20 protein-coding genes are annotated in these 22,358 nt (G+C 42.6%); 5 read left to right on the top strand and 15 right to left on the bottom strand.

Features of this window, described 5'->3' with window-relative positions:
• Positions 1 to 18: 18 nt before the first annotated feature.
• Positions 19 to 1,188, top strand: coding sequence for an IS110 family transposase (locus DWZ93_RS08935; protein WP_118452743.1), 1,170 nt, complete (start codon positions 19 to 21; stop codon positions 1,186 to 1,188).
• 280 nt (positions 1,189 to 1,468) lie between these two features.
• On the opposite strand, the gene rlmD is transcribed toward DWZ93_RS08935, so the two are convergent.
• The 8 genes from rlmD to glgB all read right to left on the bottom strand — a co-directional run bounded on the left by rlmD (position 1,469) and on the right by glgB (position 12,739).
• A complete protein-coding gene (rlmD, locus tag DWZ93_RS08930) occupies positions 1,469 to 2,839 on the bottom strand; it encodes a 23S rRNA (uracil(1939)-C(5))-methyltransferase RlmD (RefSeq protein WP_118452655.1) in 1,371 nt (456 codons plus the stop codon).
• A gap of 216 nt (positions 2,840 to 3,055) precedes the next feature.
• Positions 3,056 to 3,301, bottom strand: coding sequence for a DUF4366 domain-containing protein (locus tag DWZ93_RS08925; RefSeq protein ID WP_118452742.1), 246 nt, complete (start codon positions 3,299 to 3,301; stop codon positions 3,056 to 3,058).
• A gap of 150 nt (positions 3,302 to 3,451) precedes the next feature.
• Positions 3,452 to 5,683, bottom strand: coding sequence for a DNA helicase PcrA (gene pcrA, locus DWZ93_RS08920; RefSeq protein ID WP_118452654.1), 2,232 nt, complete (start codon positions 5,681 to 5,683; stop codon positions 3,452 to 3,454).
• 21 nt (positions 5,684 to 5,704) lie between these two features.
• Positions 5,705 to 6,343 carry a B3/B4 domain-containing protein gene (locus DWZ93_RS08915; protein WP_243061243.1) on the bottom strand — a complete coding sequence of 213 codons (639 nt, stop codon included), beginning with the start codon at positions 6,341 to 6,343 and terminating at the stop codon, positions 5,705 to 5,707.
• A 196-nt stretch (positions 6,344 to 6,539) separates the two neighbouring features.
• A complete protein-coding gene (locus DWZ93_RS08910; protein WP_199665916.1) occupies positions 6,540 to 8,441 on the bottom strand; it encodes an ABC transporter ATP-binding protein in 1,902 nt (633 codons plus the stop codon).
• 1 nt (position 8,442) lies between these two features.
• A complete protein-coding gene (locus DWZ93_RS08905) occupies positions 8,443 to 10,191 on the bottom strand; it encodes an ABC transporter ATP-binding protein (RefSeq protein WP_118452651.1) in 1,749 nt (582 codons plus the stop codon).
• Positions 10,154 to 10,687, bottom strand: coding sequence for a MarR family winged helix-turn-helix transcriptional regulator (locus DWZ93_RS08900; RefSeq protein WP_243061240.1), 534 nt, complete (start codon positions 10,685 to 10,687; stop codon positions 10,154 to 10,156). The genes DWZ93_RS08905 and DWZ93_RS08900 overlap by 38 nt, the downstream gene beginning before the upstream one ends.
• A 183-nt stretch (positions 10,688 to 10,870) precedes the next feature.
• Entirely contained in the window at positions 10,871 to 12,739 is a 1,869-nt protein-coding gene (gene glgB, locus DWZ93_RS08895) for a 1,4-alpha-glucan branching protein GlgB (RefSeq protein WP_118452650.1), read from the bottom strand.
• Between the two features lie 201 nt (positions 12,740 to 12,940).
• Between glgB and DWZ93_RS08890 the strand changes: the two genes are divergently transcribed.
• Complete coding sequence (locus DWZ93_RS08890; RefSeq protein WP_118452649.1) at positions 12,941 to 13,549, top strand: DUF1836 domain-containing protein; 609 nt, start codon at positions 12,941 to 12,943, stop codon at positions 13,547 to 13,549.
• Between the two features lie 48 nt (positions 13,550 to 13,597).
• Here DWZ93_RS08890 and DWZ93_RS08885 read toward each other — a convergent pair whose 3' ends face one another.
• Complete coding sequence (locus tag DWZ93_RS08885; RefSeq protein ID WP_118382255.1) at positions 13,598 to 13,915, bottom strand: YerC/YecD family TrpR-related protein; 318 nt, start codon at positions 13,913 to 13,915, stop codon at positions 13,598 to 13,600.
• Between the two features lie 217 nt (positions 13,916 to 14,132).
• On the opposite strand from DWZ93_RS08885, the gene DWZ93_RS08880 reads away from it, so the two are divergent.
• Positions 14,133 to 14,390: a hypothetical protein gene (locus DWZ93_RS08880; RefSeq protein ID WP_243061239.1), complete on the top strand. Its 258-nt coding sequence runs from the start codon at positions 14,133 to 14,135 to the stop codon at positions 14,388 to 14,390.
• A gap of 38 nt (positions 14,391 to 14,428) precedes the next feature.
• On the opposite strand, the gene DWZ93_RS08875 is transcribed toward DWZ93_RS08880, so the two are convergent.
• From DWZ93_RS08875 to DWZ93_RS08865, 3 genes are all read right to left on the bottom strand, one after another.
• A complete protein-coding gene (locus DWZ93_RS08875; protein ID WP_118452740.1) occupies positions 14,429 to 15,475 on the bottom strand; it encodes an ABC transporter substrate-binding protein in 1,047 nt (348 codons plus the stop codon).
• 130 nt (positions 15,476 to 15,605) lie between these two features.
• A complete protein-coding gene (locus DWZ93_RS08870; RefSeq protein WP_118382205.1) occupies positions 15,606 to 16,529 on the bottom strand; it encodes a SufB/SufD family protein in 924 nt (307 codons plus the stop codon).
• The gene (locus DWZ93_RS08865; RefSeq protein WP_118382204.1) at positions 16,529 to 17,266 is read right to left on the bottom strand and encodes an ABC transporter ATP-binding protein; all 738 of its coding nucleotides are present in this window, start codon (positions 17,264 to 17,266) and stop codon (positions 16,529 to 16,531) included. Before DWZ93_RS08865 ends, DWZ93_RS08870 begins: the two co-directional genes overlap by 1 nt.
• A gap of 148 nt (positions 17,267 to 17,414) precedes the next feature.
• On the opposite strand from DWZ93_RS08865, the gene DWZ93_RS08860 reads away from it, so the two are divergent.
• Positions 17,415 to 17,981 (top strand): 5-formyltetrahydrofolate cyclo-ligase, encoded by a 567-nt coding sequence (locus DWZ93_RS08860; protein WP_158574304.1) that lies wholly within the window; start codon positions 17,415 to 17,417, stop codon positions 17,979 to 17,981.
• A gap of 126 nt (positions 17,982 to 18,107) precedes the next feature.
• Here the strand turns inward: DWZ93_RS08860 and DWZ93_RS08855 are convergent, their stop codons facing one another.
• Both DWZ93_RS08855 and ptsP read right to left on the bottom strand, forming a co-directional pair.
• A complete protein-coding gene (locus DWZ93_RS08855) occupies positions 18,108 to 19,490 on the bottom strand; it encodes an NCS2 family permease (protein WP_118452647.1) in 1,383 nt (460 codons plus the stop codon).
• Positions 19,491 to 19,609: 119 nt separating this feature from the next.
• The gene (gene ptsP / locus DWZ93_RS08850) at positions 19,610 to 21,235 is read right to left on the bottom strand and encodes a phosphoenolpyruvate--protein phosphotransferase (RefSeq protein WP_118382201.1); all 1,626 of its coding nucleotides are present in this window, start codon (positions 21,233 to 21,235) and stop codon (positions 19,610 to 19,612) included.
• Positions 21,236 to 21,467: 232 nt separating this feature from the next.
• Between ptsP and DWZ93_RS08845 the strand changes: the two genes are divergently transcribed.
• A complete protein-coding gene (locus DWZ93_RS08845; RefSeq protein ID WP_118382200.1) occupies positions 21,468 to 21,668 on the top strand; it encodes a cold-shock protein in 201 nt (66 codons plus the stop codon).
• 232 nt (positions 21,669 to 21,900) lie between these two features.
• Here the strand turns inward: DWZ93_RS08845 and DWZ93_RS08840 are convergent, their stop codons facing one another.
• The gene (locus DWZ93_RS08840; protein WP_118382199.1) at positions 21,901 to 22,344 is read right to left on the bottom strand and encodes an amino acid-binding protein; all 444 of its coding nucleotides are present in this window, start codon (positions 22,342 to 22,344) and stop codon (positions 21,901 to 21,903) included.
• Positions 22,345 to 22,358 lie beyond the last annotated feature (14 nt).

Genomic DNA, 22,358 nt, shown 5'->3' with positions numbered 1-22,358 from the left:
AAAGAGAGGTACAACCTCATGAAAATTTATGTAGGCATTGATATTGCCAAGCTTAACCATTTCGCCGCTGCGATTTCTTCCGACGGTGAAATAATTCTTGAGCCGTTCAAATTCACAAACGACGCTGATGGCTTCCAACTGCTGGTCTCTAAGCTCGAATCATTCGACAAGAACAGCATCATCATCGGTCTTGAGTCAACGGCACACTACGGTGACAACCTTGTTCGATACCTTGTTGCTAAGTTTTACCAAGTGTGTGTGTTGAACCCCATCAAAACCTGTCAGATGCGTAAAAACAACATTCGCAAAACTAAGACAGATAAGGTCGACACATATGTGATTGCTAAAACTCTTATGATGCAGGATGACCTCAGATTCATCGGTTTCTATGACCTCAATATGATGGATCTTAAGGCCTTGGGGCGCTTTCGGCAGAAAACCATTAAGCAACGCACCCGATTGAAAATCCAACTGACAACCTATGTTGATCAGGTATTCCCGGAGATTCAATATTTTTTCAAATCCGGTCTGCATCAGAATGCTGTCTATGCTCTTTTAAAAGAAGCACCTTCTCCAAAAGAGATTGCTTCCATGTATATGACTCATCTGGCAAATCTGCTCAAAGTGAACTCGCACGGACACTTTACTAAAGAGCAGGCCAAAGAATTAAGAGTTCTCGCACAGAAGTCTGTCGGTGCTAACGACAGCGCTATATCTATTCAGATAACTCAAACCATTCAACAAATCGAGTTACTGGATAGCCAATTAGATACGATTGAAGCTGAGATGACGGATATCATGAAATTCAATGATTCTGTCATCATAACCATTCCTGGTATCGGTTATATCAATGGTGGGATGATCCTTGGTGAAATAGGTGATATTCACCGTTTCTCCAATCCAAACAAGCTGCTTGCTTTTGCAGGGTTGGATCCTTCTGTCTATCAGTCTGGTAACTTCCAGGCTAAGACAACAAGAATGTCCAAACGTGGCTCTCGTGTCTTACGATATGCCCTTGTAAATGCAGCTTGGAACGTTGTAAGGAACAATGTAACCTTCAAGGCTTATTATGATGTCAAGAGGGCTGAAGGCCGGTCTCACTACAATGCACTTGGGCACTGTGCCGGCAAGCTTGTCAGAGTCATCTGGAAGATGCTCACTGACGAAGTAGAATTTAACCTCGAATAAGAGGTCTGTATACCAATATCGATAGATTTTGAAAAAGCACCTTAAGGGAGCTCTATTAAAGTTACCCTTTTTTACCACCGATATGAAAAAGAAATTTTTTGCTAATTTATGGTTGACTTTTCATAGCTGGTCTCTTTTGCGAAAAGGTATCCCTTTTGCCAAAATGTATATCAACAATTCCAAAAATCTTACCCCTGGGGTAAATCCGTTTCCGCATGTGTCTTCTGCGGAAACTGAAACACACAACCCTTTTTGCCCCAAATCGGCGCAATCCTTTGATTTATTGGGCTTTTCTTGACAGAAGGCACACCGTCTCAACGTGTACTGTACTCGGGAATAAATCGATGCACGCGATCCTTTCCACTCTATACCCTCTTCCCTGCAGCATCTCAAGATCTCTTGCAAGACTGGTCGGCTTACATGCAATATACACCAGTCTATCCACGCCAAAATTGCAAATCTTCTCCAGTGCCTTTGGATGTACGCCGTCACGCGGTGGATCGAGCATGATCAGATCTGGTACTTCGCCCAGTTCATCGATTACTTTTAGTACATCACCGGCCCAAAATGAGCAATTATCCAGTCCGTTCAGTGCCGCATTTTCTTTGGCTGCCTCTACTGCTTCTTCTACGATCTCTACGCCAACGACTTTCTTTGCGACTGGAGCAAGGATCTGTGCGATGGTTCCGGTTCCGCTGTACAGATCGAATACGACTTTATCTTTGGTGTCTCCAATATATTCTCTTGCTTTTTCGTACAATACTTCTGCTCCCAGCGAATTAGTCTGAAAGAATGAGAACGGTGTGATCTTGAATTTCAATCCCAGCAGTTCTTCATAGAAATAATTCTGTCCGTAGATGATCTCGGTTCCTTCGTCTTTTACCACATCTGCCAGACTGTCATTAGAGGTATGCAGAATGCCTGCGATACTTCCTTTCAGTTCCAGATTCTGCAGTGCTTCTGCCCATTTCTTCATATCAAATGCATCCGACTCTGTTGTCGTTACCAGATCGACAAGAATCTGTCCGGTCTTTACAGCTTTTCGTACCAGCAGATGACGGAAATATCCATCGTGACGCATTTTATGATAATACGGAAGTCCACTCTCTGACGCACACTCTAATGTACAAGTAAGAATCTTACGGAAATCCTGATCTACAATCTGACATTCCGGCACATTGACAATATCATGAAAACTTCCGCGCTTGTGCATACCGAGTGCCAACGGTCCGTCTTTATATTCATCACCAAATGAGAATTCCATCTTATTGCGATATTCGCTGATTGCAGGGCTTGGACTGACACCTTCCCATACATAATCACCGTTAACAGCCTCATCCATCATGGCTTTAACCTGTTCTTCCTTCATATGAAGCTGACATTCATATGGTAATGACTGATACGTACAGCCTCCGCAAGCTCCAAAATGCGGACATGGTGATGTCACTTCGTCCGCTGACGGCTCCAGCACTTCCAAGAGTCTTCCTTCTGCTTTGCCTTTGCGCATCTTATTAATCGATGCCTTCACCTTCTGTCCCTGTATGGCATTTTTTACGATCAGAGTCTTTTCCTCTCCCTCGACTTTCACAATTCCTTTATTCGGGAAATCTACCTTCGTTACAATTCCTTCTACGATCTGTCCTTTTTTCATCTTCTATCCTATCCATTTCCTCTATCTTAATCATCGTTCAGAGCCACTTCCAAAATGCTTCGCATTTCATCAGTGTGCGTATCCACCACATAGAATCTCAGTTCAGGGATCTTGTTCGTGTAAACACGACACATCCCTGAACTGAGATTCTGCGTGGCTCTGAACGATACAAAAAGGCACTTCAATCGAAGTGCCCTTTGCATCTGAACTGTCTAACTATACCTGATCCTCTTCGTTGAAAAAGTCATCATCGAAATCGTCTTCAAAGTCTTCTTCAAAATCTTCCAGATAATCCGGTGTCAGGAAACAGTATACTGCATATGCGATACCTGCTACTGCTGCAACTGCTCCGATAATAGCCAGAATCATAAGAATGAACTTACAATTCTTCTCATCTTCCTCTTTCTTGTGGATCAGTTCATTTAATTTGGAAGTAGCCAGAACTTCCTCAAGCTTGTTCATGTTCATATTCATGCTCCCGCTCCTTTCCGCTTACCATGTATTGATGATGCCGGGATTCAAAGCCCAGCTATGATGTGTTTATTATAACACCTAAGCCTGCCGATTACTACTTTTTTTAACAAAATATACCCGCAATTCTTAACGGATTTCTTAATCAATTTTCTGCAGTCTCGCAAATGTTGCAAACATCTTTTTCTGACCTGCCTGATCAAACTGTACAGTCACTTCATAATCTCTTCCGCCCTCTGTGATTGCGGTCACAAGTCCATCTCCAAACTTCATGTGACGAACTCTGTCGCCCACGTCATAGCCAGGTCCTTTGCCGTCTGCGACCTTGAACTGCTGAATCGGTTTTGCCTGAAATGCTTTCGTATGGAAGCTTTTCTTTGCCTGCTGATATGCTGTCTGTACCGGTGGTTCCGGTTTCTCATTCTTAAATGCATCTCCATCGGATAATAGCTCAACCGGAATTTCTTTTAAGAATCTGGACATCTTATTATACTGCATTTCACCACGGATCATACGTCTTCTTGCATAGGTCAGCGTCAGTTCCTGTTCTGCTCTTGTGATTCCCACGTAGCAAAGTCTCCGTTCCTCCTCAATCTCGCTCTTATCGTCCGAAGTGATGCACATATAACTTGGAAATACGCCATCTTCCATACCTGCCAGATACACCTGTGGGAATTCCAGTCCTTTTGCACTGTGAAGTGTCATCAATACCACGTAATCGCTGTCCTCTTCCAGACTGTCGATATCAGCTACCAGCGCCACTTCCTCCAGAAATCCGCTCAATGTTGCCGTTTCTCCCTGGTCTTCGCAGACCTCTTCGTATGCAATAATCTTATTCTTCAACTCATCGATATTTTCAATACGTGCTTCTGCTTCAATCTCGCCTTCACCCTTCAGTTCTTCCAGATAACCTGTTTCTTCCAGAATCTCATCTACTAATTCAGATATTTTAATCCGTTCTGCATCCATTTTGAAATGCTCAATGAGTGCTACAAAGGATTCCATTTTGGATGCGCCCCTGCCAATATTCGGGATAAATTCTACTCCCATCAATGCTTCATAGAATCCCAGTTCTCGGGCAAGCGCATACTCCTGCACACGATTCACACTGGTTAGTCCGATACCGCGTTTCGGCACATTGATAATACGGCGGACTGCGATATCATCTTTAGCATTATCGATTGTCTTCAGATATGCCAGTACATCCTTGATCTCCTTGCGGGCGTAGAAATTGATACCGCCCACGATCTTATATGGAATATTCGCTGTAACAAATTTCTCCTCGAACAGACGGGACTGAGCGTTGGTTCTATAAAGAATTGCAAAATCATTATAATTTGCCCCATTGCCACGGGTCTTTCTGCAGATATCATCTACAATAAACTCTGCCTCATCATAGGCAGAATCAAACTGGCGGAACTGAATCTTATCGCCCTCGTCATTATCCGTCCACAGCGTCTTATCCTTTCTGCCGCGGTTATTGCGGATCACGGCATTGGCCGCATTCAAGATTGTACCTGTAGAACGGTAATTCTGTTCCAGTTTGATCACTTTTGCATCTGAAAATACCTGCTCAAAATCCAGAATATTACGAATATTAGCGCCACGGAATTTGTAAATAGACTGGTCATCATCGCCAACCACACACAGATTACGATACTTCGCTGCCAAAATACTTATAAACTGAAACTGTACCGTATTCGTATCCTGATACTCATCCACCATGATATAACGAAATCTTTCCTGATAATACTCCAGCACATCCGGCTGTGTCTGAAACAGCTGTACCGCTTTCAACAGCAGATCATCAAAATCCAATGCATTGTTGGCACGCATCTGTTTCTCGTATTCTTCATATACCGTTGCGATCTTCTGCCGTCCGAAGTCACCCTCTGCTTTCAGACGGTACTCCTCCGGCGTGATCATTTCATTCTTTGCTGAAGATATGGCTGATAAAAGATTACGTTCTTTAAATACCTTCGTATCAATCTGCAGATATTTGCATATATCCTTCATCAGGGTCTTCTGATCATCAGTATCGTATATAGTAAAACTGTTGTCATAGCCAAGCCTGTCTATGTATCTTCTCAGAATCCGCACGCAGGTTGAATGAAATGTACTTACCCAGATACTTTCTGCGCCAAATCCTACAATCTTATCCACACGTTCCCGCATTTCACCCGCAGCTTTGTTTGTAAATGTGATTGCCAGTATATTCCATGGGTTTACACCCTTTTCCTCGATCAGATATGCGATCCTGTGGGTAAGCACTCTGGTTTTTCCCGATCCTGCACCTGCCAGAATCAGGAGCGGTCCTTCTGTATGCTGTACCGCCTCGCGCTGAGGCGGATTCAGTGTCTCCAAATCTATCATATTATTCCTCACAATTTCTCTTTATTCTACAATCCAGCAATGAATATCGGATGCATTGGCATATTGTTCCAGATATTTTTTACCATATTCCATTGCTTTTTCCAAATCCTGACTATCAGAAAATGAATAGATCAGTGTCAATACTTCCGTTGCATCTTCTGTAATCATCGCACGCTCTGAATCACTGGTGGAGCTTCCAATTGCTCCCTCCGCATCTGCAAGAACCGGCAGACAGTCAATCTTAATCTCTTCTTTTCCGATTCCTTTATATGTCTCTCCATCTCTTCCAATACGGAATATCAGCTGATCTGCAATCTTGTTGCAATCATAGGAGCCAACAGAGAAGCCAGATTCTATAGAGATCAGATTATTCACATCCACAACTGTATTCACCTCATACAGACCTTTGCCCTGCCCAATTCGCCGGATCAGCGCTTCAGAGGATACTCTGTAACGGCTCGGATCTTTACCAAATTCCTTGTATGCAAGACGTGATTCCTTAATATTCGGTATATCATTCACACCATAATCAAAGATAGCGTCTCTGGTCTTTTTAAAAACATCTTTCTTCAGATATGACCACATATCTTCATTTTTCTTTTCTACTTTCACCTGGTACTGTAAACATCCAACCCTGGTCTGCGGCCATTTTTCTTTCATGTCAGGATCTATCCTAAGACTCTTCATTATATCTTCCTCCAACCGAATACTCACTGACTCATTCTCATTGAATGCATCGTTGCTGTGCTTTAACAGTATACCTCAGTTTAACTTTCCATTCAACCGGAAAAGCACCCGGAGCCTGAGCCCCGAGTGCCATTCATAAATGTCCTTATTCTTTTAATTCCGTCTGATTTTATGCGGAAATGCTGTTTCCGGTATACAACTGGTAATATCTTCCTTTTTCCTCGATCAGTTGGTCATGCGTACCACGTTCAATGATCCGTCCCTGCTCCAGTACCATGATACAGTCGGAATTGCGTACAGTAGACAGTCTGTGTGCAATGACAAATGTTGTCCGTCCGTGCATCAGGCGATCCATACCTTCCTGTACGATCCGCTCTGTTCTGGTATCAATGGAACTTGTCGCCTCATCCAGAATCAGTACCGGCGGATCTGCGACTGCTGCCCTCGCGATCGCAAGAAGCTGTCTCTGTCCCTGGCTTAAGTTCGCTCCGTCTCCGGTCAGAACTGTGTTATAACCTTCCGGCAGTCTGCGGATAAATCCATCTGCATTGGCAAGTTTTGCTGCTGCGACAACCTCATCGTCCGTTGCATCCAGGCGGCCAAACCGTATGTTGTCCATAACCGTTCCGGTGAATAAATGGGTATCCTGCAGTACAATACCAAGTGATTTTCTCAGATCAGATTTCTTAATCTTATTGATATTGATGCCATCGTAACGGATCTTACCATCCTGAATATCATAAAAACGGTTAATCAGATTGGTGATCGTCGTCTTACCGGCTCCTGTTGATCCTACAAACGCAATCTTCTGTCCCGGTTCCGCAAATAATTTGATATTATGCAGTACGATCTTATCATCTGTATAACCAAAATCCACATCGTTAAATACCACATTGCCCTGAACCTCTACATAATCGGTTGTTCCATCTGCCTGATGAGTGTGTTTCCATGCCCAATGTCCGGTACGTTCGTCCGTCGGTACCAATTTTCCATTCTCTTCTTTTGCATTTACCAATGTCACATAGCCGTTATCTACCTCTGGCTCTTCATCCAGCAGCTTGAAGATACGCTCTGCTCCCGCAAGCGCCATAACGATCGCATTTAACTGCATACTGATCTGGTTGATCGGCATACTGAAACTCTTGTTGAATGTCAGGAAACTTGCCAGACCGCCAAGTGTCAGTCCACTGATTCCATTTAACGCCAGCACACCTCCTACGATAGCACACACCACGTAGCTGACATTGCCAAGCTGTGCATTGATCGGCCCCAGAATATTAGAAAATGTATTCGCACGGTCTGCACTGACATACAGTTCATTGTTCAGTTCCCGAAACTTTTCTTTGCTTTCTTCCTCATGGCAGAATACTTTTACCACCTTCTGGCCGTTCATCATTTCCTCGATATAACCATTTACTGCACCAAGATTCTTCTGCTGTCTGGCAAAATATTTACCACTCTGTCCAGTCGCTTTCTTGGTAAAGAACAGCATAATGCAGACCATGATAAGTGTAACTGCTGACAGCGGAATGCTCAGGATCAGCATACTGATAAAGGTACTGATAATGGTAATTCCGCTGTTCAGAAACTGTGGAATACTCTGACTGATCATCTGACGCAGTGTATCAATATCGTTCGTATATACAGACATGATATCGCCATGTGCATGCGTGTCAAAATACTTGATCGGCAGTTTTTCCATATGGCTGAACAGATCTTTTCTCATATTATGAAGAGTTCCCTGTGTAATGTATACCATGATCAGATTGTAAATGTATACAGACACTACACCCACTGCATAAAATACTGCCACCTGACCAATCGCTTTTGCAAGCGGTGCAAAGTTCGGATGGTCAGTCAGCAGAAATGGCGTAATGTAATCGTCAATCAGCTTCTGCATAAATAAAGTTCCCTGTACATTTGCGAGCACGCTCACAAAAATAAGGATCACAACCAGAAAGAACTGGTACTTATAGTTCTGAAACACATAAGACATGATCCGCTTAAAAATCTTGCCCGGATTCTTAACATTGGACTTCATGCCCCGCATCTGTCTTGCATTCTGTGCCATCTTACTCACCTGCCTTTTCATCAAAATCTCCGCCGCCCTGTGTCTGCGACTCGTAAATTTCGCGATAGATCTCATTCGTCTCCGCCAGTTCCTCATGAGAAGCAAATCCATCTATACATCCTTCATTTAACACGATGATACGGTCTGCATCCTGAAGACTGGAAATGCGCTGGGAAATGATAATCTTCGTCGTATTCGGGATCTCTTCACGGAATGCCCGCCGGATGTTTGCATCTGTTGCCGTATCTACTGCACTGGTACTGTCATCCAGAATCAGAATCTTCGGCTTCTTAAGCAATGCTCTTGCAATACACAGACGCTGTTTCTGACCACCGGATACGTTACTTCCGCCCTGCTCTATGTAGGTGTTATATCCATCTGGAAAGCGCTGGATAAATTCATCGGCGCAGGCTAACTTGCATGCACGGATGCATTCTTCTTCACTGGCGTCCTTATCACCCCACCGCAGATTCTCAAGGATCGTTCCGGAAAACAATACATTATTCTGAAGTACCACGGATACCTGATTACGCAGGACTTCCATAGCATAATCCTTTACGTTGTGACCGCCTACGATCAATTCACCGTTCGTCACATCGTAGAGACGGCTGATCAGATTGACCAGACTGGTCTTGGCACTTCCGGTCGCTCCCAGAATACCGATAGTCTCACCGGACTTGATCGACAGATTAATGTCTTTCAATACCGGAGTCTCACTGTCTTTGAAATATGCAAAATCCACATGTTTAAATTCAATTGTACCATTCGGCACTTCCATGACCGGCTGCTCCGGATTCTTTAATGTACTGGTCTCATTTAATACTTCTGCCACTCGGCGTACACTTGCCACACTCATGGAAAGCATGACAAATACCATCGACAGCATCATCAGACTCATCAGAATATTCATGCAGTATGCTAACAGACTCATCAGTTCGCCTGTGGTCAGTGAATTCGACACGATCATCTTAGCACCCAGCCAACTGATCAGCAGAATACAGGTATATACAGTCGTCTGCATCAGCGGTGCGTTAAGAATTACGTTCTTCTCCGCACGTACAAAGATCTTATAGATATTCTCACTTGCTTTCTGAAACTTTGTGGTCTCTTCACCTTCTCTTACGTATGCCTTAACCACCCGAATTCCGGATACATTTTCCTGAACCGATGCATTTAACTCATCGTATTTCGGAAATGCCATCTGAAAATATTTGGTCGCATGGCGGATCAGACAGAATAAAATCACGCCAAGGATAATGACCGCACAAAGGTAAATGCTTGCAAGTCTTCTATTGATTAAAAATGCCATCGTCATGGCGCAGATAATGCTTGCCGGTGCACGCATGGACATACGCAGCGACATCTGGTATGCGTTCTGAATATTGGTAACATCTGTCGTCAGACGAGTCACCAGACCTGCTGTGCTGAAACGGTCAATATTTGCAAATGAAAATGTCTGAATGTTATTAAACATTGCCTCCCGCAAGTTTCTAGCAAGTCCCGCACTGGCCTTCGCACCGTAACGTCCGCCTGCCATACCGGCAAGCAGTCCCAACAGTGCTGCTACAATCATCAGCCCGCCTACTTTGTATATATGATGGATATTTCCCGCATTCACTCCCTGATCAATGATTGATGCCATCAGAAACGGAATAAGCATTTCCATCAATACTTCCAGGATCATATAAATTGGCGTTGCGATCGATGCACGTTTAAATTCTTTCACTTCTTTCAAAATTGTCCGAAGCATATTCTTCCTCCTCTCCACCAACCTGTATTCGTATCAGATTCTTCTTGATTTTCGTCATGATTCGATACAGACTGTCCAGTTCTTCTTCTGTAATATCTATCACCTGTTCTTTTTCCAACATTGAAATCAGGTGTTCCATCTGCAAATGATTCTCCTCACCTTTTGCCGTCAGACTGACACACTTTAGTCTGGCATCTCCCGGTACGGATCTGCGCTCTACATATCCCTTCTTCTCCATCAGCTGTATAATATTGGTTACTGTAGATCTTCGGATATCAAATGTATGCTCAATATCCTTCTGACAGATCACCCTGCCTCTGTTCTCATACAGATATCGCATGATCCAGCCATGCATCAGTGTTACTTCATCCAGACCTTCCGCACGCACACGAGAACTCAAGTTACGAAACATCAGACGATCTATCTGATGGATCATCGGTCCCAGCGGAACATCTCTGGTAATTTCTTCAAATTTTCCACATTCACAATTGTGCATAACACCACCCCTTCTCTATATCGTCTTCCTTCATTTCTGTTAGTCTCCTAATTGTTCGTTGTCTAACAATTAGACATTGAACATTATTTTAAATCCATTATTTTAAATAGTCAAGTATTGTTTTAACTGTTTCAAAACAAAAACAGCGGACCTATTTCTGATCCACTGTCTCTATAAGTTTCTTTATTTCTTCGTCTTCTTTGTAGATAATGTCTGTTTTGCCAATGCTGTCTTCTGCCTTTCAGACACGGATGTCTTTCTAGGTGCGGTCACATGCTTTTTCAGATACACTGCGCTCTCCGCAGGCAAATCAAGATGCAACCCTCCAATCTTCGTCCGGATACTCTTCTTCTTTTTCTCTGTACCACCATAAATATCCCAATTACTGCTTAACAGAATATCATAGGTGCCCTCTTCTGTTTTAAAGAAATAATCCTTCTGCTCAATACCAGAGAAATTAAACACTGCAATAATCTTCTCATCTCCGCTACTACGCTCCATTGCATAGATACACCTGCTCTCCTGATGGCAGTCGAGCCATCGGAATCCCTCTGACCGGTAATCCCATTTCCAGAATGCCGGATGCTTCAGATACAGTAAGTTCAACTCTTTCATGAATCTTTGAAAACTGTCATGGATTGGATATTTCAAAATATCCCAATCCAATTCCCGCTTCTCATCCCATTCCCTGAGCTGTCCCAGCTCATTGCCCATGAAGTTCAATTTCTTACCCGGATGCGCATACATATACATGGCTAGCGCTCTTGCCTGCGGAAACTTCTGCTCATATTCGCCATGCATTTTCTGGGCAATTGTAGCTTTGCCATGCACAACTTCGTCATGTGACAGTGGAAGGAGATAATTCTCCTCCGGATAATACATCATAGAAAATGTCAGCTTATGATATGCGCCACCACGGAATAACGGATCTGTCCGAAAATAATCCAGCGTGTCATTCATCCAACCCATATCCCATTTATAATCGAATCCCAATCCACCTTCCCATACTGCCTTGGTTACATTTGCATATGCTGATGAATCCTCCGCTACCAGAAGTATTCCCGGATGTCGTTCTTTGAGTCCCTGGTTCATATGGCGTAGAAATTCTACACCGTCCCGGTTCACGCCACGGTCTTTATTGCCCTGCCAGTAGATCAGATTGCTGATGGCATCCATACGCAGTCCGTCCATATGATACTCCTCCAGCCAGTAATTCGCACAGGATTGAAGGAAACTTCGCACCTCGCCTCTGGAATGATTAAAATTACAGCTTCCCCATTCACTCTGTCCTACATCCTGATGCGGATATTCATACAGAGGTGTGCCATCGTAATTGGCCAGCGCATATCCATCTACTGCAAAATGCACTGGCACAAAGTCCAGAATGATTCCAATGTCCGCCTGATGCAGCTTATCCACCATCTTCTTCAGATCCTTTGCTGTTCCATATCTGGACGTCGGTGCATAGAATCCTGTCGCCTGATATCCCCAGGATTCATCACACGGATGTTCATTTAACGGCATTACTTCGATATAGTTATACCCATTTTCCTTCAAATATGGAATCAATAGATCAGCAAATTCATCATACCGATACCAACCATTCTCATCCCTTTTATTCCGTTTCCAAGAACCCACATGTACTTCATAAATATTCAACGGTGTCTCCCGGCAGTCTGTCCGTTTCTTCATCCATTTCTGATCATGGAACTTATATCCCTGCATCTTCCGTACAAGTGTCGCATTATTCGGACGCAGCTCCATCTCATAACCATAAGGATCGCAGTGATCGATCACACTGCCATTCTGAGTGTAGATCCGATACTTGTACATCTGTCCTTCCTTCACACCTGGAATCCTGCATTCCCAGAAGTTCTGGTCATATCCCTGATACATCTCCCACTCCTGCCAGCCGTTAAATTCTCCGATTACCGCTACGCGCATTGCGGCTGGCGCAAATGTTCGAAATACCGCTGTGTCCCCCTCGAATGAACATCCCAGATAACGATACGTATCAAATATTTTCCCTGTGTAATATCCATACAAATCCATATAATCTCTCCATTCATACAACATCCCTAAGAATCTACTATCATCATATAATAGATAAGATTCATTTTCCACCATCATTTCTTCACCTGTGTCTAATTTATATATTTCCGTGTCTGTGTCTGGTTTCATCGGACGATAAACAAAATTTCGCTTGTCATATGGTTTTCGATACTATATAATATCCATATTGAGGTGATTATAATGACGATTGATAAAAAAGATATGCTGAACAGCATTCTGAACAGCATTTCCAGAATTGATTATATTAAACCGGAAGATATTCCGAATATTGACCTGTATATGGATCAGGTTACTACATTTATGGAAGAGGGTCTGGAACGTACCAAACGTTACCCTAATGACAAGATTCTGACCAAGACGATGATCAATAACTATGCGAAGAATAATCTGCTTCCGCCCCCGGTTAAGAAAAAGTATACTCGCGAGCACATGCTGATGCTCATATTTATTTACTACTTTAAGAATCTTCTATCAATTAAAGATATAGAGACCTTATTTGCACCGATGACGGAGAAATATTTCGGAAATGATGAAGGTCTCTCCATGACCGATATATACAAAGAAGTATGCGAATTTGAGAAAAACAGGATTGATGTCACAGCCAAAGATATCGCAAGAAAATACCGTGATTCACTGGAGACATTTACCAATATGCCGGAAAGCGAACAGAAAGATCTGCAACTCTATTCATTTATCTGCAGCCTGGCTTTCGATGTCTACGTAAAAAAACAGGTAATCGAAAAACTCATCGACCAGATGCCGGAGCCGACACATAAAAATAAAAAATAGGATGCCAGAAGTATTCTCTGACATCCGCACTTATACAAAGGAGACAGCTTATTCGCCGTCTCCTTCTTCTTTTTCATTCTCTTTATTAATTCGCTCAAATACCATGTCATATCCGTCATTGCCATAATTCAGCGATCGATTTACGCGGCTGATCGTTGCGGTCGATGCACCGGTCTTGTCTGCAATCTCCAGATATGTCTTCTGCTCTCTCAGCATCTTCGCCACTTCAAATCTCTGCGACAATGATAATAACTCATTAATCGTACAGATGTCTTCAAAAAATATATAACACTCTTCTTTATCCTGCAGGCTTAAGATTGCCTTAAAGAGATAGTCTACCGCTTCGGTTCTGATCTTCTTACTCATAAATAATTATCTCCTTCATATCAGACTTCATGACTATTACATTTTAGCACACTAAATTTGTAAAGTCCATAGTTATCCTTATAAAAAGCCAGAATATACTTATGTTTATACCTTTCTTTCTCTGATATTACATTTTCTTCATTCAGTATAACATAGAAAATGTTTTCCCGACACATACTAAACATACTTTCAATTCAGAAAACCAGGAGGTCTTATTATGAAGCCACATACCAAATCGAACATCACCAAATCTACTCACTCCATTTCATCTGACCAGAAGTCCGGTCAAATGCACAATCAGAAAATCATTGATTCCTATGATTATCTCGCCAATTCTGCATCTACGCAGGACTGCACCGGATTAATTCCTTCTGCTCCACAGAGCAAAGCAGAACTGGAATCCTACGAAGACGTCTATCACTATCAGCCACCAGTCATGAAATCTACTCACCACAGGAAAAAGGCGGACTCCTGACATCCGCCTTTTGTATGCTATAGTTCTTTTTCAGTCTATTACTGTATTGCTTTCTCGGCAAATTCTGTGGTCACAAGATCTTTGTAAGGTGCACGTTCAGTCAGTTCGCCTGCATCTTCCAGAATATCCTGTAGCAGATCAAAGCTGTCTTCTTCAAAGACCAGATCTGCTTTCCAGGTATCCTGCTCATAATATCTGGTCACAATCTTTGTAATTGTCTCCAAATCTGTCTCATCAAACTGTGGTGCGATCACCTTTGCAATCTCTTCCGGTGAATGAGCCTGCACATAATCCATGCCCTTTTGAAGTGCATTTACAAACCCCTGAATCACTTCCGGATTCTGATCCAAATAGCTCTTCTTCGCTGAAAATGCAGTGTATGGCACATAGCCGCTATCCGTACCAAGTGATGCTACTACATAGCCCTTGCCCTCCGTCTCCAATGCAGTCGCACTTGGTTCAAATTCCACCGTATAATCATATTTTGACTGATCCCCCGCAAATGCTGCTGCAGTAGATCCAAAATCGATGCTCTGATCAATATTTACTTTCGATGGTTCAATGCCATTCTGACGCAGAATATACTCAAATACCATTTCCGGCATACCACCTTTTCTGCCACCGATTACATCCTTACCTTTCAGGTCTTCCCATTTAAAATCTGGTTCATTGTCTCGTGCCACAAGGAAATTACCGGCCCGCTGAGTAAGCTGTGCAAAATTCACCACATAATCTTTCGCACCCTCATTGTAGGTATAAATGGACGCCTCCGAACCCATAAAACCGATATCTGCTTCCCCGGAGATTACTGCAGTCATCGTCTTGTCAGCTCCAAAGCCAGTAATCAGCGTCAGGTCAATGCCTTCATCCTCAAAATATCCTTCTTCAATCGCCACATACATCGGAGCATAAAAGATAGAATGTGCCACCTCATTCAACGTTACAGACACTAATTTCTTCTCTTCTGTTTCTTTTGTATCTTTTACTGTCTGACTGAGCTCCGAAGATTTATCAGAACCACAGGCACATACCATGCTAACCACCATCGCTGATGCCAACAACAAAGAAAGCAATTTCTTTTTCATAAGAACCTCCCGTAAAATAAACTTCTCGTTTACCATATGCTGATTCTTATCATTTGTGCTTTTCTGCATGACGAACCCTTATATAACACAAAAGCTCTGTCCTTTTAAGACAAAGCTTTTCTGCATATACCTAACTCAGGAAATTCTCGATAATTACATTTTCCGCTTCCGCTTCTGTCATTCCTAATGTACGGAGCTTCAAGAGCTGTTCATCATTAATTCTGCCAATCGCAGCCTCATGTATAATTGCCGCATCCACATGCTCTGCCTGAATCTCAGGAATAGATCCTACATGCGCCTGGTCCATAATGATGGAATCACACTGAATATGTGCATGGCATTTATTTCTTCCCACAGCTTTTGGATGGAATGTCTGTAGAGAATGCCCCTTACAGACGGAGCGTGATACGATCTGTGCTGATGAGCCGCTACCCTCCAGACACACCTCAATATTAGATTCTGCCTTCTGTTCTCCGTCTGTCATCAGCTTCTCCAATACATAGAGTTTTGCACCCTCCGCCAGTTCAACATTCGTCTCACGCACAGTAGAGTCCACACCTTTAATCTGTGCAGTGTCCATAGTAAATACCGAATTCCGGCCAACCTCAATATTTGTCACAGGATTCAGCACACGACTTCCAGTACCATTACCTTCTCCATAATGCTTCTCCTCATATTTTACATTTGCATTTTCTCCAATATGAAAGGTATGAATGCCATCATGACGGCTTTCATTGCAGCCACTGTTATGAATGCCACAGCCCGCCACGATCGTTACATCTGCGCCGTCTGCCACATAGAAATCATTGTAGACCAGGTCTGTCATTCCCGATACACTGACCACAACAGGAATAAATACCCTTTCTCCTTTGGTATCTCCATCGATCAGAATATCAATCCCCGGTTTGTCCTCTTTCTTACGAATCTTGATATGCTCACTGTCTCCATGACACAATGCGACTCCATTCTGTCGGAGATTATAAGCACCCTTCTGTGCAAATTCTTCACTGATCCGATTCAATACTTCCTGTGTCGTTGCATCTAACTGTACCATTAGCAAGCACCTCCTTCCATACCTGTTACGCATTTCTGACATTTTTCCTGCTGAAACAGGCTTGGAAGAACATCTTCGCTCTTACCAAACTGCTTTACTTTTCCATCTTCAATCACCATAATCTTATCTGCCATTCGGATAATTCTCTCCTGGTGCGAAATCAAAATCAGACATTCTTTCTTTTCCTGATGGATCTCTTCAAAACGTTTGATCAACATCGAAAAACTCCACAAATCAATTCCTGCTTCCGGTTCATCAAAAATGCTGACTTTATGTGCCTTAGCAAGCACAGTTGCAATCTCCAGACGTTTCATTTCTCCACCGGACAATGTACCATCCATCTGACGGTTCATGTAGTCTGCCGAGCATAGACCTACAGAAGACAGAAGTCTGCAGCTTTCTTCTTCTGTCAGTTCCTTTCCTGCCGCAAGAGACAGCATACGCTTCACAGTCATACCCTTAAATCTCGGCGGCTGCTGGAATGCATAACCAATTCCTGCATTTGCACGATGATCAATATCATACTCTGTTATATTCTCCTGATCCAGAAAAACCTCTCCGCTATCTGCCTTTTCAATTCCTGCCAGCACTTTAGCTAGCGTTGACTTGCCGCCGCCATTAGGTCCAGTTATAACAAGCATCTCTCCATCTTCTACCTGAAAACTGATATGATCCACCAGACAGCGTTTTTTACCCTCTTCATTTACTTCAAATGTAAGGTTGTCTACTTTTAACATAGTCTGTCACCTCATCTGTATTATTTGTTCCACTTTGAACTGTACTCTATCTGGAAGAATCTGTCAACTTACACCCCACAACTGGCAAATTCTCTTGACATTTTTTATATTTCTCCAGATACTATTAGCAGAAAGGCAGGAAATGAATATGAATAACTATATTAGTGATAAAAAAACGCAGCGCAATGAGATACGCAATCGCCTCCAACAATCGACACTCACTTATTGTTACTCCTCCGATCAGCACATTTTCCAATCCATCATTACTCTTCCAGAATACCAGAATGCATCCATGATCTTCTGCTATGTCAGTGTCAAAAAAGAAGTGGACACACGCAGACTACTTAAACAAGCCTGGGCTGACGGCAAACGCACTGCTGTTCCGCGCTGCATTGACAAAGGTATCATGGAACCTTATGAAATCACATCATTTAACGATCTGATTCCCGGACTCTATAACATTCCAGAACCAGCTAAGCACTGTCCACTGGTAAATCTGGCTGACATTGACTTTGCTATCGTTCCCTGCCTCTCATGCGACCGCAAAAAACGACGGCTTGGACATGGTGGCGGGTATTATGACCGGACACTTGCTAAACTTACTGCTCCATCCGCGGCACTCTGCAGAGAACAGCTACTACTTGACGAAGTCAGCTGTGAAGAACATGATCAATCTGTGTCTATCCTGATTACGGAAAATACCATCTATCGCTAAAACGGTCGTCAAAATTCTGATCCTATGCGGGCTCCCCCATCCGTAATACCAAAAATTAAAGAGCATCCTTTATCGCACAAGCACGATTCAGGATGCTCTTATAATTATCTTCGCTTTCTTTATTTCTTACAGGAAGATATATTTCAGAATAAACAGTACAGCCAGTACATACATCAGACCGCTGATCTTTTTATCTTTTACCTTTCCGGTAATCAAATTCAATGCTACATATGAGATAACTCCCATAGAGATACCTTCTGAAATACTGTAGAAGAACGGCATTGCCAGAATACAGATATAGCAAGGAATTGCTTCTGCAATATCATTAAAATCAATATTAACAACATTGGTCAGCATGTAGAATCCTACGATGATCAGAGCCGGTGCTGTTGCAAATGATGGAATTGCAAGGAAAATTGGTGACAGGAACAGTGACAATCCGAAAAGGATTGCTGTTGTAACCGCAGTAAGTCCTGTTCTACCACCTTCTGTTACACCAGAAGCACTCTCCACGAATGTTGTAGTTGTAGATGTACCAAGTACAGCTCCTGCAGTTGTTGCGATTGCATCTGCAAGGAGTGCTCCCTTGATCTGTGGAAGCTTACCTTCTTCATCCAGCATATTAGCTTTAGAAGATACCCCGATAAGCGTTCCAATCGTATCAAACATATCTACAAACAGGAATGCAAAGACAACCACTGCAAAGTCCAATGTAAATATACCGTCAAACTGGAGTTTGCCAAAAATCGGTGCAAGACTTGGGATAGAAAGTCCGTTGCTGAAATCTGGCAGTAAACTGTAACAGCTGACATCCGGGTTCGGTACATATAGACCTGTAAACTGGCAGATAATGCCAAGAAGCCATGTGATCAAGATACCCCACAGGATATTACCCTTTACATTTTTGATTACCAGAATACCAGTGATCACAACACCGATAATTGCAAGAAGTACCGTAATACCAACATCAGAAGCAGTTGCCTCCAGACCTGTTGATGAGTTATACCCATCCAGTGAAAACAGCTCTACTAAAGTTGCTCCACCGATTACAATGTGTGCATTCTGAAGTCCGATAAATGCAATAAACAAACCAATACCCACACTTACGGCTGACTTCAGATTCATTGGAATCGCATTAAAAATCTGCTCACGCACATTGGTAAGGGATAAGACAATAAACACAATACCCTCTACGAATACGGCTGTCAGAGCTATTTGCCATGTATAGCCCATTCCCAGTACAACTGTGTATGCAAAATATGCATTCAGTCCCATACCAGGAGCCAGTGCAAACGGATAATTTGCAAGCAGTGCCATCAACAGTGTACCAATCAGAGATGCCAGTGCAGTTGCAGTAAATACAGCACCGTGATCCATACCTGTAGCCGACAGGACATTTGGATTGACAGCTAGGATATACGCCATTGTCATGAATGTTGTAATACCGGCAACGATCTCAGTTCTGACATCCGTACCGTTCTCACTTAATTTGAAAAATTTTTCTAACATGTGTCTCCTCCTTTTTCTCTCACTCATGTTCAAAAAATAAGATATATTTAGCATAACAAAACAGGTCCATAAAGTAAATGAACCTGTTCATTAGTTATCCTTATTGCTATTTATAAGCACTATTTCAATTCACGGATATGTTTACGAAGTGCAAGAATCTGAGAGGGTGCTACTGACAGTTCATCAATACCCATATTAATAAACTGCTCCGTCATGGACAAATCTGCTGCCAAATCACCACAGATACTAATCCGCTTGCCTTCCAGATGTACATTATTCGCCACAATACGAATCATCTTAATCAGGGCTGGATGCTTTGGATTATAATATCCTGCAATTCTCCGATTAGTACGATCCATTGCCAGTGTATACTGTGTCAAATCATTCGTTCCCAGACTGAAGAAATCCATCTCTCTTGCCAGTTCTCCACTGATCATAACCGCTGCGGGTGTCTCAATCATTACCCCCACCTGGATATTCTCATCATAAGCAATCTTCTCTTCGTAAAGTTCACGCTTTACCTTTTCAAGTACATTCTTTGCAGCAATCGCTTCTTCAATTGAACTGATCATCGGAAACATAATTGCCAAATTGCCATAGACCGATGCTCGAAGGATCGCTCGAAGCTGTGTCTTAAACATCTCTTCCTTATCTAATGACACCCGGATACCACGATACCCCATTACCGGATTATTCTCTCCCAGAATCTCCATACAGTCTACTGCCTTTTCACCGCCGATATCTGCTGTACGGATTACTACACGTTTGGTTCCCATAGATTCTGCGGCAAGCTTATAGATTTGGAACTGCTGATCCTCCGTCGGAAATCTGCTTCCGGATTCCATGTAAATAAATTCACTTCGAAACATTCCAACACCATTGGCATCGTTGCGAATCACATTCTCAATATCTTCTTTGCTGGTAATATTAGCGCTGACATCAATCTTCTGTCCGCTCTGCGTTACATTCTCCTTGCCTTTTAGGCGCTCCAATGTCTCAGCCTTATGCTGATTCATCTTCTGCTTTTCCTGCATTTTGGTCATTGTCGTCTGATCCGGCTCAATATATACCTTGCCTTCAAACCCATCAATAATGACCATCTTACCCTCGTATTCTTTTTTTAATGCCTCACCGATGCCGATAACTGACGGAATCTCTTTCGTCCGCGCAAGCATAGCCGTATGAGAATTAATCGTCCCATACATAGTCACAATACCAAGTACTTTGTTACGATCAAGCTGTGCTGCTTCACTCGGATACAGATCCCTGGACGCCATGATAAAAGTATCATCTGTCAGAAGTTTCTCCCTGCGGACACGTGACAGAATACGCAAAATACGTGTCGCCACATCATGCACATCTGCTTCATGTCCTCTGACATAACTTGCCTCGCGCGGTGCATATTTTTCAATAAAGCGGTTCGTTGCTTCTTTTACTGCATACTCTGCATTAAACTTCTGGTTCATAATAATATTATTGACACTGTCAATATACTCCACATCTTCCAGAACCATCAGCTGCATCTCAAACATTGCCGCATTCGCCTCGCCAATCTCTCTGGTCATTTCCGCATATAATTCTTTAATTTCCTGAACTGCCTTCTCACATGCTTTTTTAAATCGAAGAACTTCCTTCTTTGCATCCTCTACATAGATCCGGCGAATCTCTTTTTTTCCTCTTTTATAAAAGGTAAGCCTTCCGACTGCAATGCCTTCGGCCACCTTTTTTCCAGTCAATGTAATCATATTCTACCGTCCTTTTTTGTGTCTCTCTTTACTTTACACGCTGTCGCAAAATGCGTCAAGCAAAACAATATTTCCTTACTGTATCACCTTGTTAATTTGTCACATTTTCCAACGTGTTTTCGTTGACTTTTTTAGTAATACATGATAATGTTAATTGGAATCTTCTATAGATTGTTTTCAATGTATCTATAGGTGTTTTTCAAATCATATTATGGAGTATGGAGGTATTGCAATGAGCAAGGGTACAGTAAAGTGGTTTAATAATCAGAAAGGCTACGGCTTCATTTCTGATGAATCCGGCAACGATGTGTTTGTACACTATTCAGGCATCGCTATGGATGGATTTAAATCATTAGAAGAAGGTCAGGCTGTTGAATTTGATGTAACAGATGGCGCCAAAGGACCACAGGCTGTTAACGTTGTTAAATGTTAATCAGCACCGCATTCAGATCGGTAATGTACCTTTTATTTATATAAATTTATTGACTTTTTAGGTAAAGATTAAATTAATATGTAAAAGCATACATGCGAATGCGCAAAAGAGGCATCGCTCAATCATTTTTCAGATGATTCTGCGACACCTCTTTTTTTGTTTTCATCTATCTAAGTAGAATCGATAAATCCAGTAGACCATCACAATCCATGATATCAGACTCTTCCTTAGCTTATACGTTCGCGCTATATGCCTCGTCTGCGCTATATACAGTGAATCCGCATCCTGTCAGAATATCTACGACTCTGCCTGGCTCATCACTCTTAAGTACCGCTGCCGCATCAATACCATTAGCAAACGCATACATATACTCAATATTGATCTCACCTTCTACCAACTGATGCATTGCCTTGGACAAGGATCCTGTAGCATGCGCAACACGAAATGCAATCACATCTGTCAACATTGCAGTAATTCCTGCTTCTTTTAGTACCACACGTCCCTTGTGAGGATCGGACACAATCATACGCAGCATGCCATAGTCAGCGGTATCTGCAAGGCTCAGTGCTACAATATTAACTCCACCTTCGGATAATACTTTCAGCACATCGTCTAGACGTCCTGCTCTATTTTCCAAAAATACAGACAACTGCTGTACTGTATAACTTATACTCATAATCTCATTTCCTC

This window comes from Dorea sp. AF36-15AT (genome assembly GCF_003477705.1).
Lineage (GTDB): Bacteria > Bacillota > Clostridia > Lachnospirales > Lachnospiraceae > Claveliimonas > Claveliimonas ammoniilytica.
This window is presented reverse-complemented; position numbering and strand designations above follow the sequence as displayed.

Coding starts and splice junctions, on each gene's coding strand:
- DWZ93_RS08840 (WP_118382199.1), bottom strand. CDS start 22,344: ATGAGTATAAGTTATACAGTACAGCAGTTGTCTGTATTTTTGGAAAAT.
- DWZ93_RS08860 (WP_158574304.1), top strand. CDS start 17,415: ATGAATAACTATATTAGTGATAAAAAAACGCAGCGCAATGAGATACGC.
- DWZ93_RS08925 (WP_118452742.1), bottom strand. CDS start 3,301: ATGAACAAGCTTGAGGAAGTTCTGGCTACTTCCAAATTAAATGAACTG.
- DWZ93_RS08910 (WP_199665916.1), bottom strand. CDS start 8,441: ATGGCACAGAATGCAAGACAGATGCGGGGCATGAAGTCCAATGTTAAG.
- DWZ93_RS08870 (WP_118382205.1), bottom strand. CDS start 16,529: ATGGTACAGTTAGATGCAACGACACAGGAAGTATTGAATCGGATCAGT.
- DWZ93_RS08890 (WP_118452649.1), top strand. CDS start 12,941: ATGACGATTGATAAAAAAGATATGCTGAACAGCATTCTGAACAGCATT.
- rlmD (WP_118452655.1), bottom strand. CDS start 2,839: ATGAAAAAAGGACAGATCGTAGAAGGAATTGTAACGAAGGTAGATTTC.
- DWZ93_RS08905 (WP_118452651.1), bottom strand. CDS start 10,191: ATGCTTCGGACAATTTTGAAAGAAGTGAAAGAATTTAAACGTGCATCG.
- pcrA (WP_118452654.1), bottom strand. CDS start 5,683: ATGATAGATTTGGAGACACTGAATCCGCCTCAGCGCGAGGCGGTACAG.
- DWZ93_RS08935 (WP_118452743.1), top strand. CDS start 19: ATGAAAATTTATGTAGGCATTGATATTGCCAAGCTTAACCATTTCGCC.
- DWZ93_RS08855 (WP_118452647.1), bottom strand. CDS start 19,490: ATGTTAGAAAAATTTTTCAAATTAAGTGAGAACGGTACGGATGTCAGA.
- glgB (WP_118452650.1), bottom strand. CDS start 12,739: ATGGATTTGTATGGATATTACACAGGGAAAATATTTGATACGTATCGT.
- ptsP (WP_118382201.1), bottom strand. CDS start 21,235: ATGATTACATTGACTGGAAAAAAGGTGGCCGAAGGCATTGCAGTCGGA.
- DWZ93_RS08880 (WP_243061239.1), top strand. CDS start 14,133: ATGAAGCCACATACCAAATCGAACATCACCAAATCTACTCACTCCATT.
- DWZ93_RS08900 (WP_243061240.1), bottom strand. CDS start 10,687: ATGCACAATTGTGAATGTGGAAAATTTGAAGAAATTACCAGAGATGTT.
- DWZ93_RS08875 (WP_118452740.1), bottom strand. CDS start 15,475: ATGAAAAAGAAATTGCTTTCTTTGTTGTTGGCATCAGCGATGGTGGTT.
- DWZ93_RS08865 (WP_118382204.1), bottom strand. CDS start 17,266: ATGTTAAAAGTAGACAACCTTACATTTGAAGTAAATGAAGAGGGTAAA.
- DWZ93_RS08885 (WP_118382255.1), bottom strand. CDS start 13,915: ATGAGTAAGAAGATCAGAACCGAAGCGGTAGACTATCTCTTTAAGGCA.
- DWZ93_RS08845 (WP_118382200.1), top strand. CDS start 21,468: ATGAGCAAGGGTACAGTAAAGTGGTTTAATAATCAGAAAGGCTACGGC.
- DWZ93_RS08915 (WP_243061243.1), bottom strand. CDS start 6,343: ATGAAAGAAAAATGGCCGCAGACCAGGGTTGGATGTTTACAGTACCAG.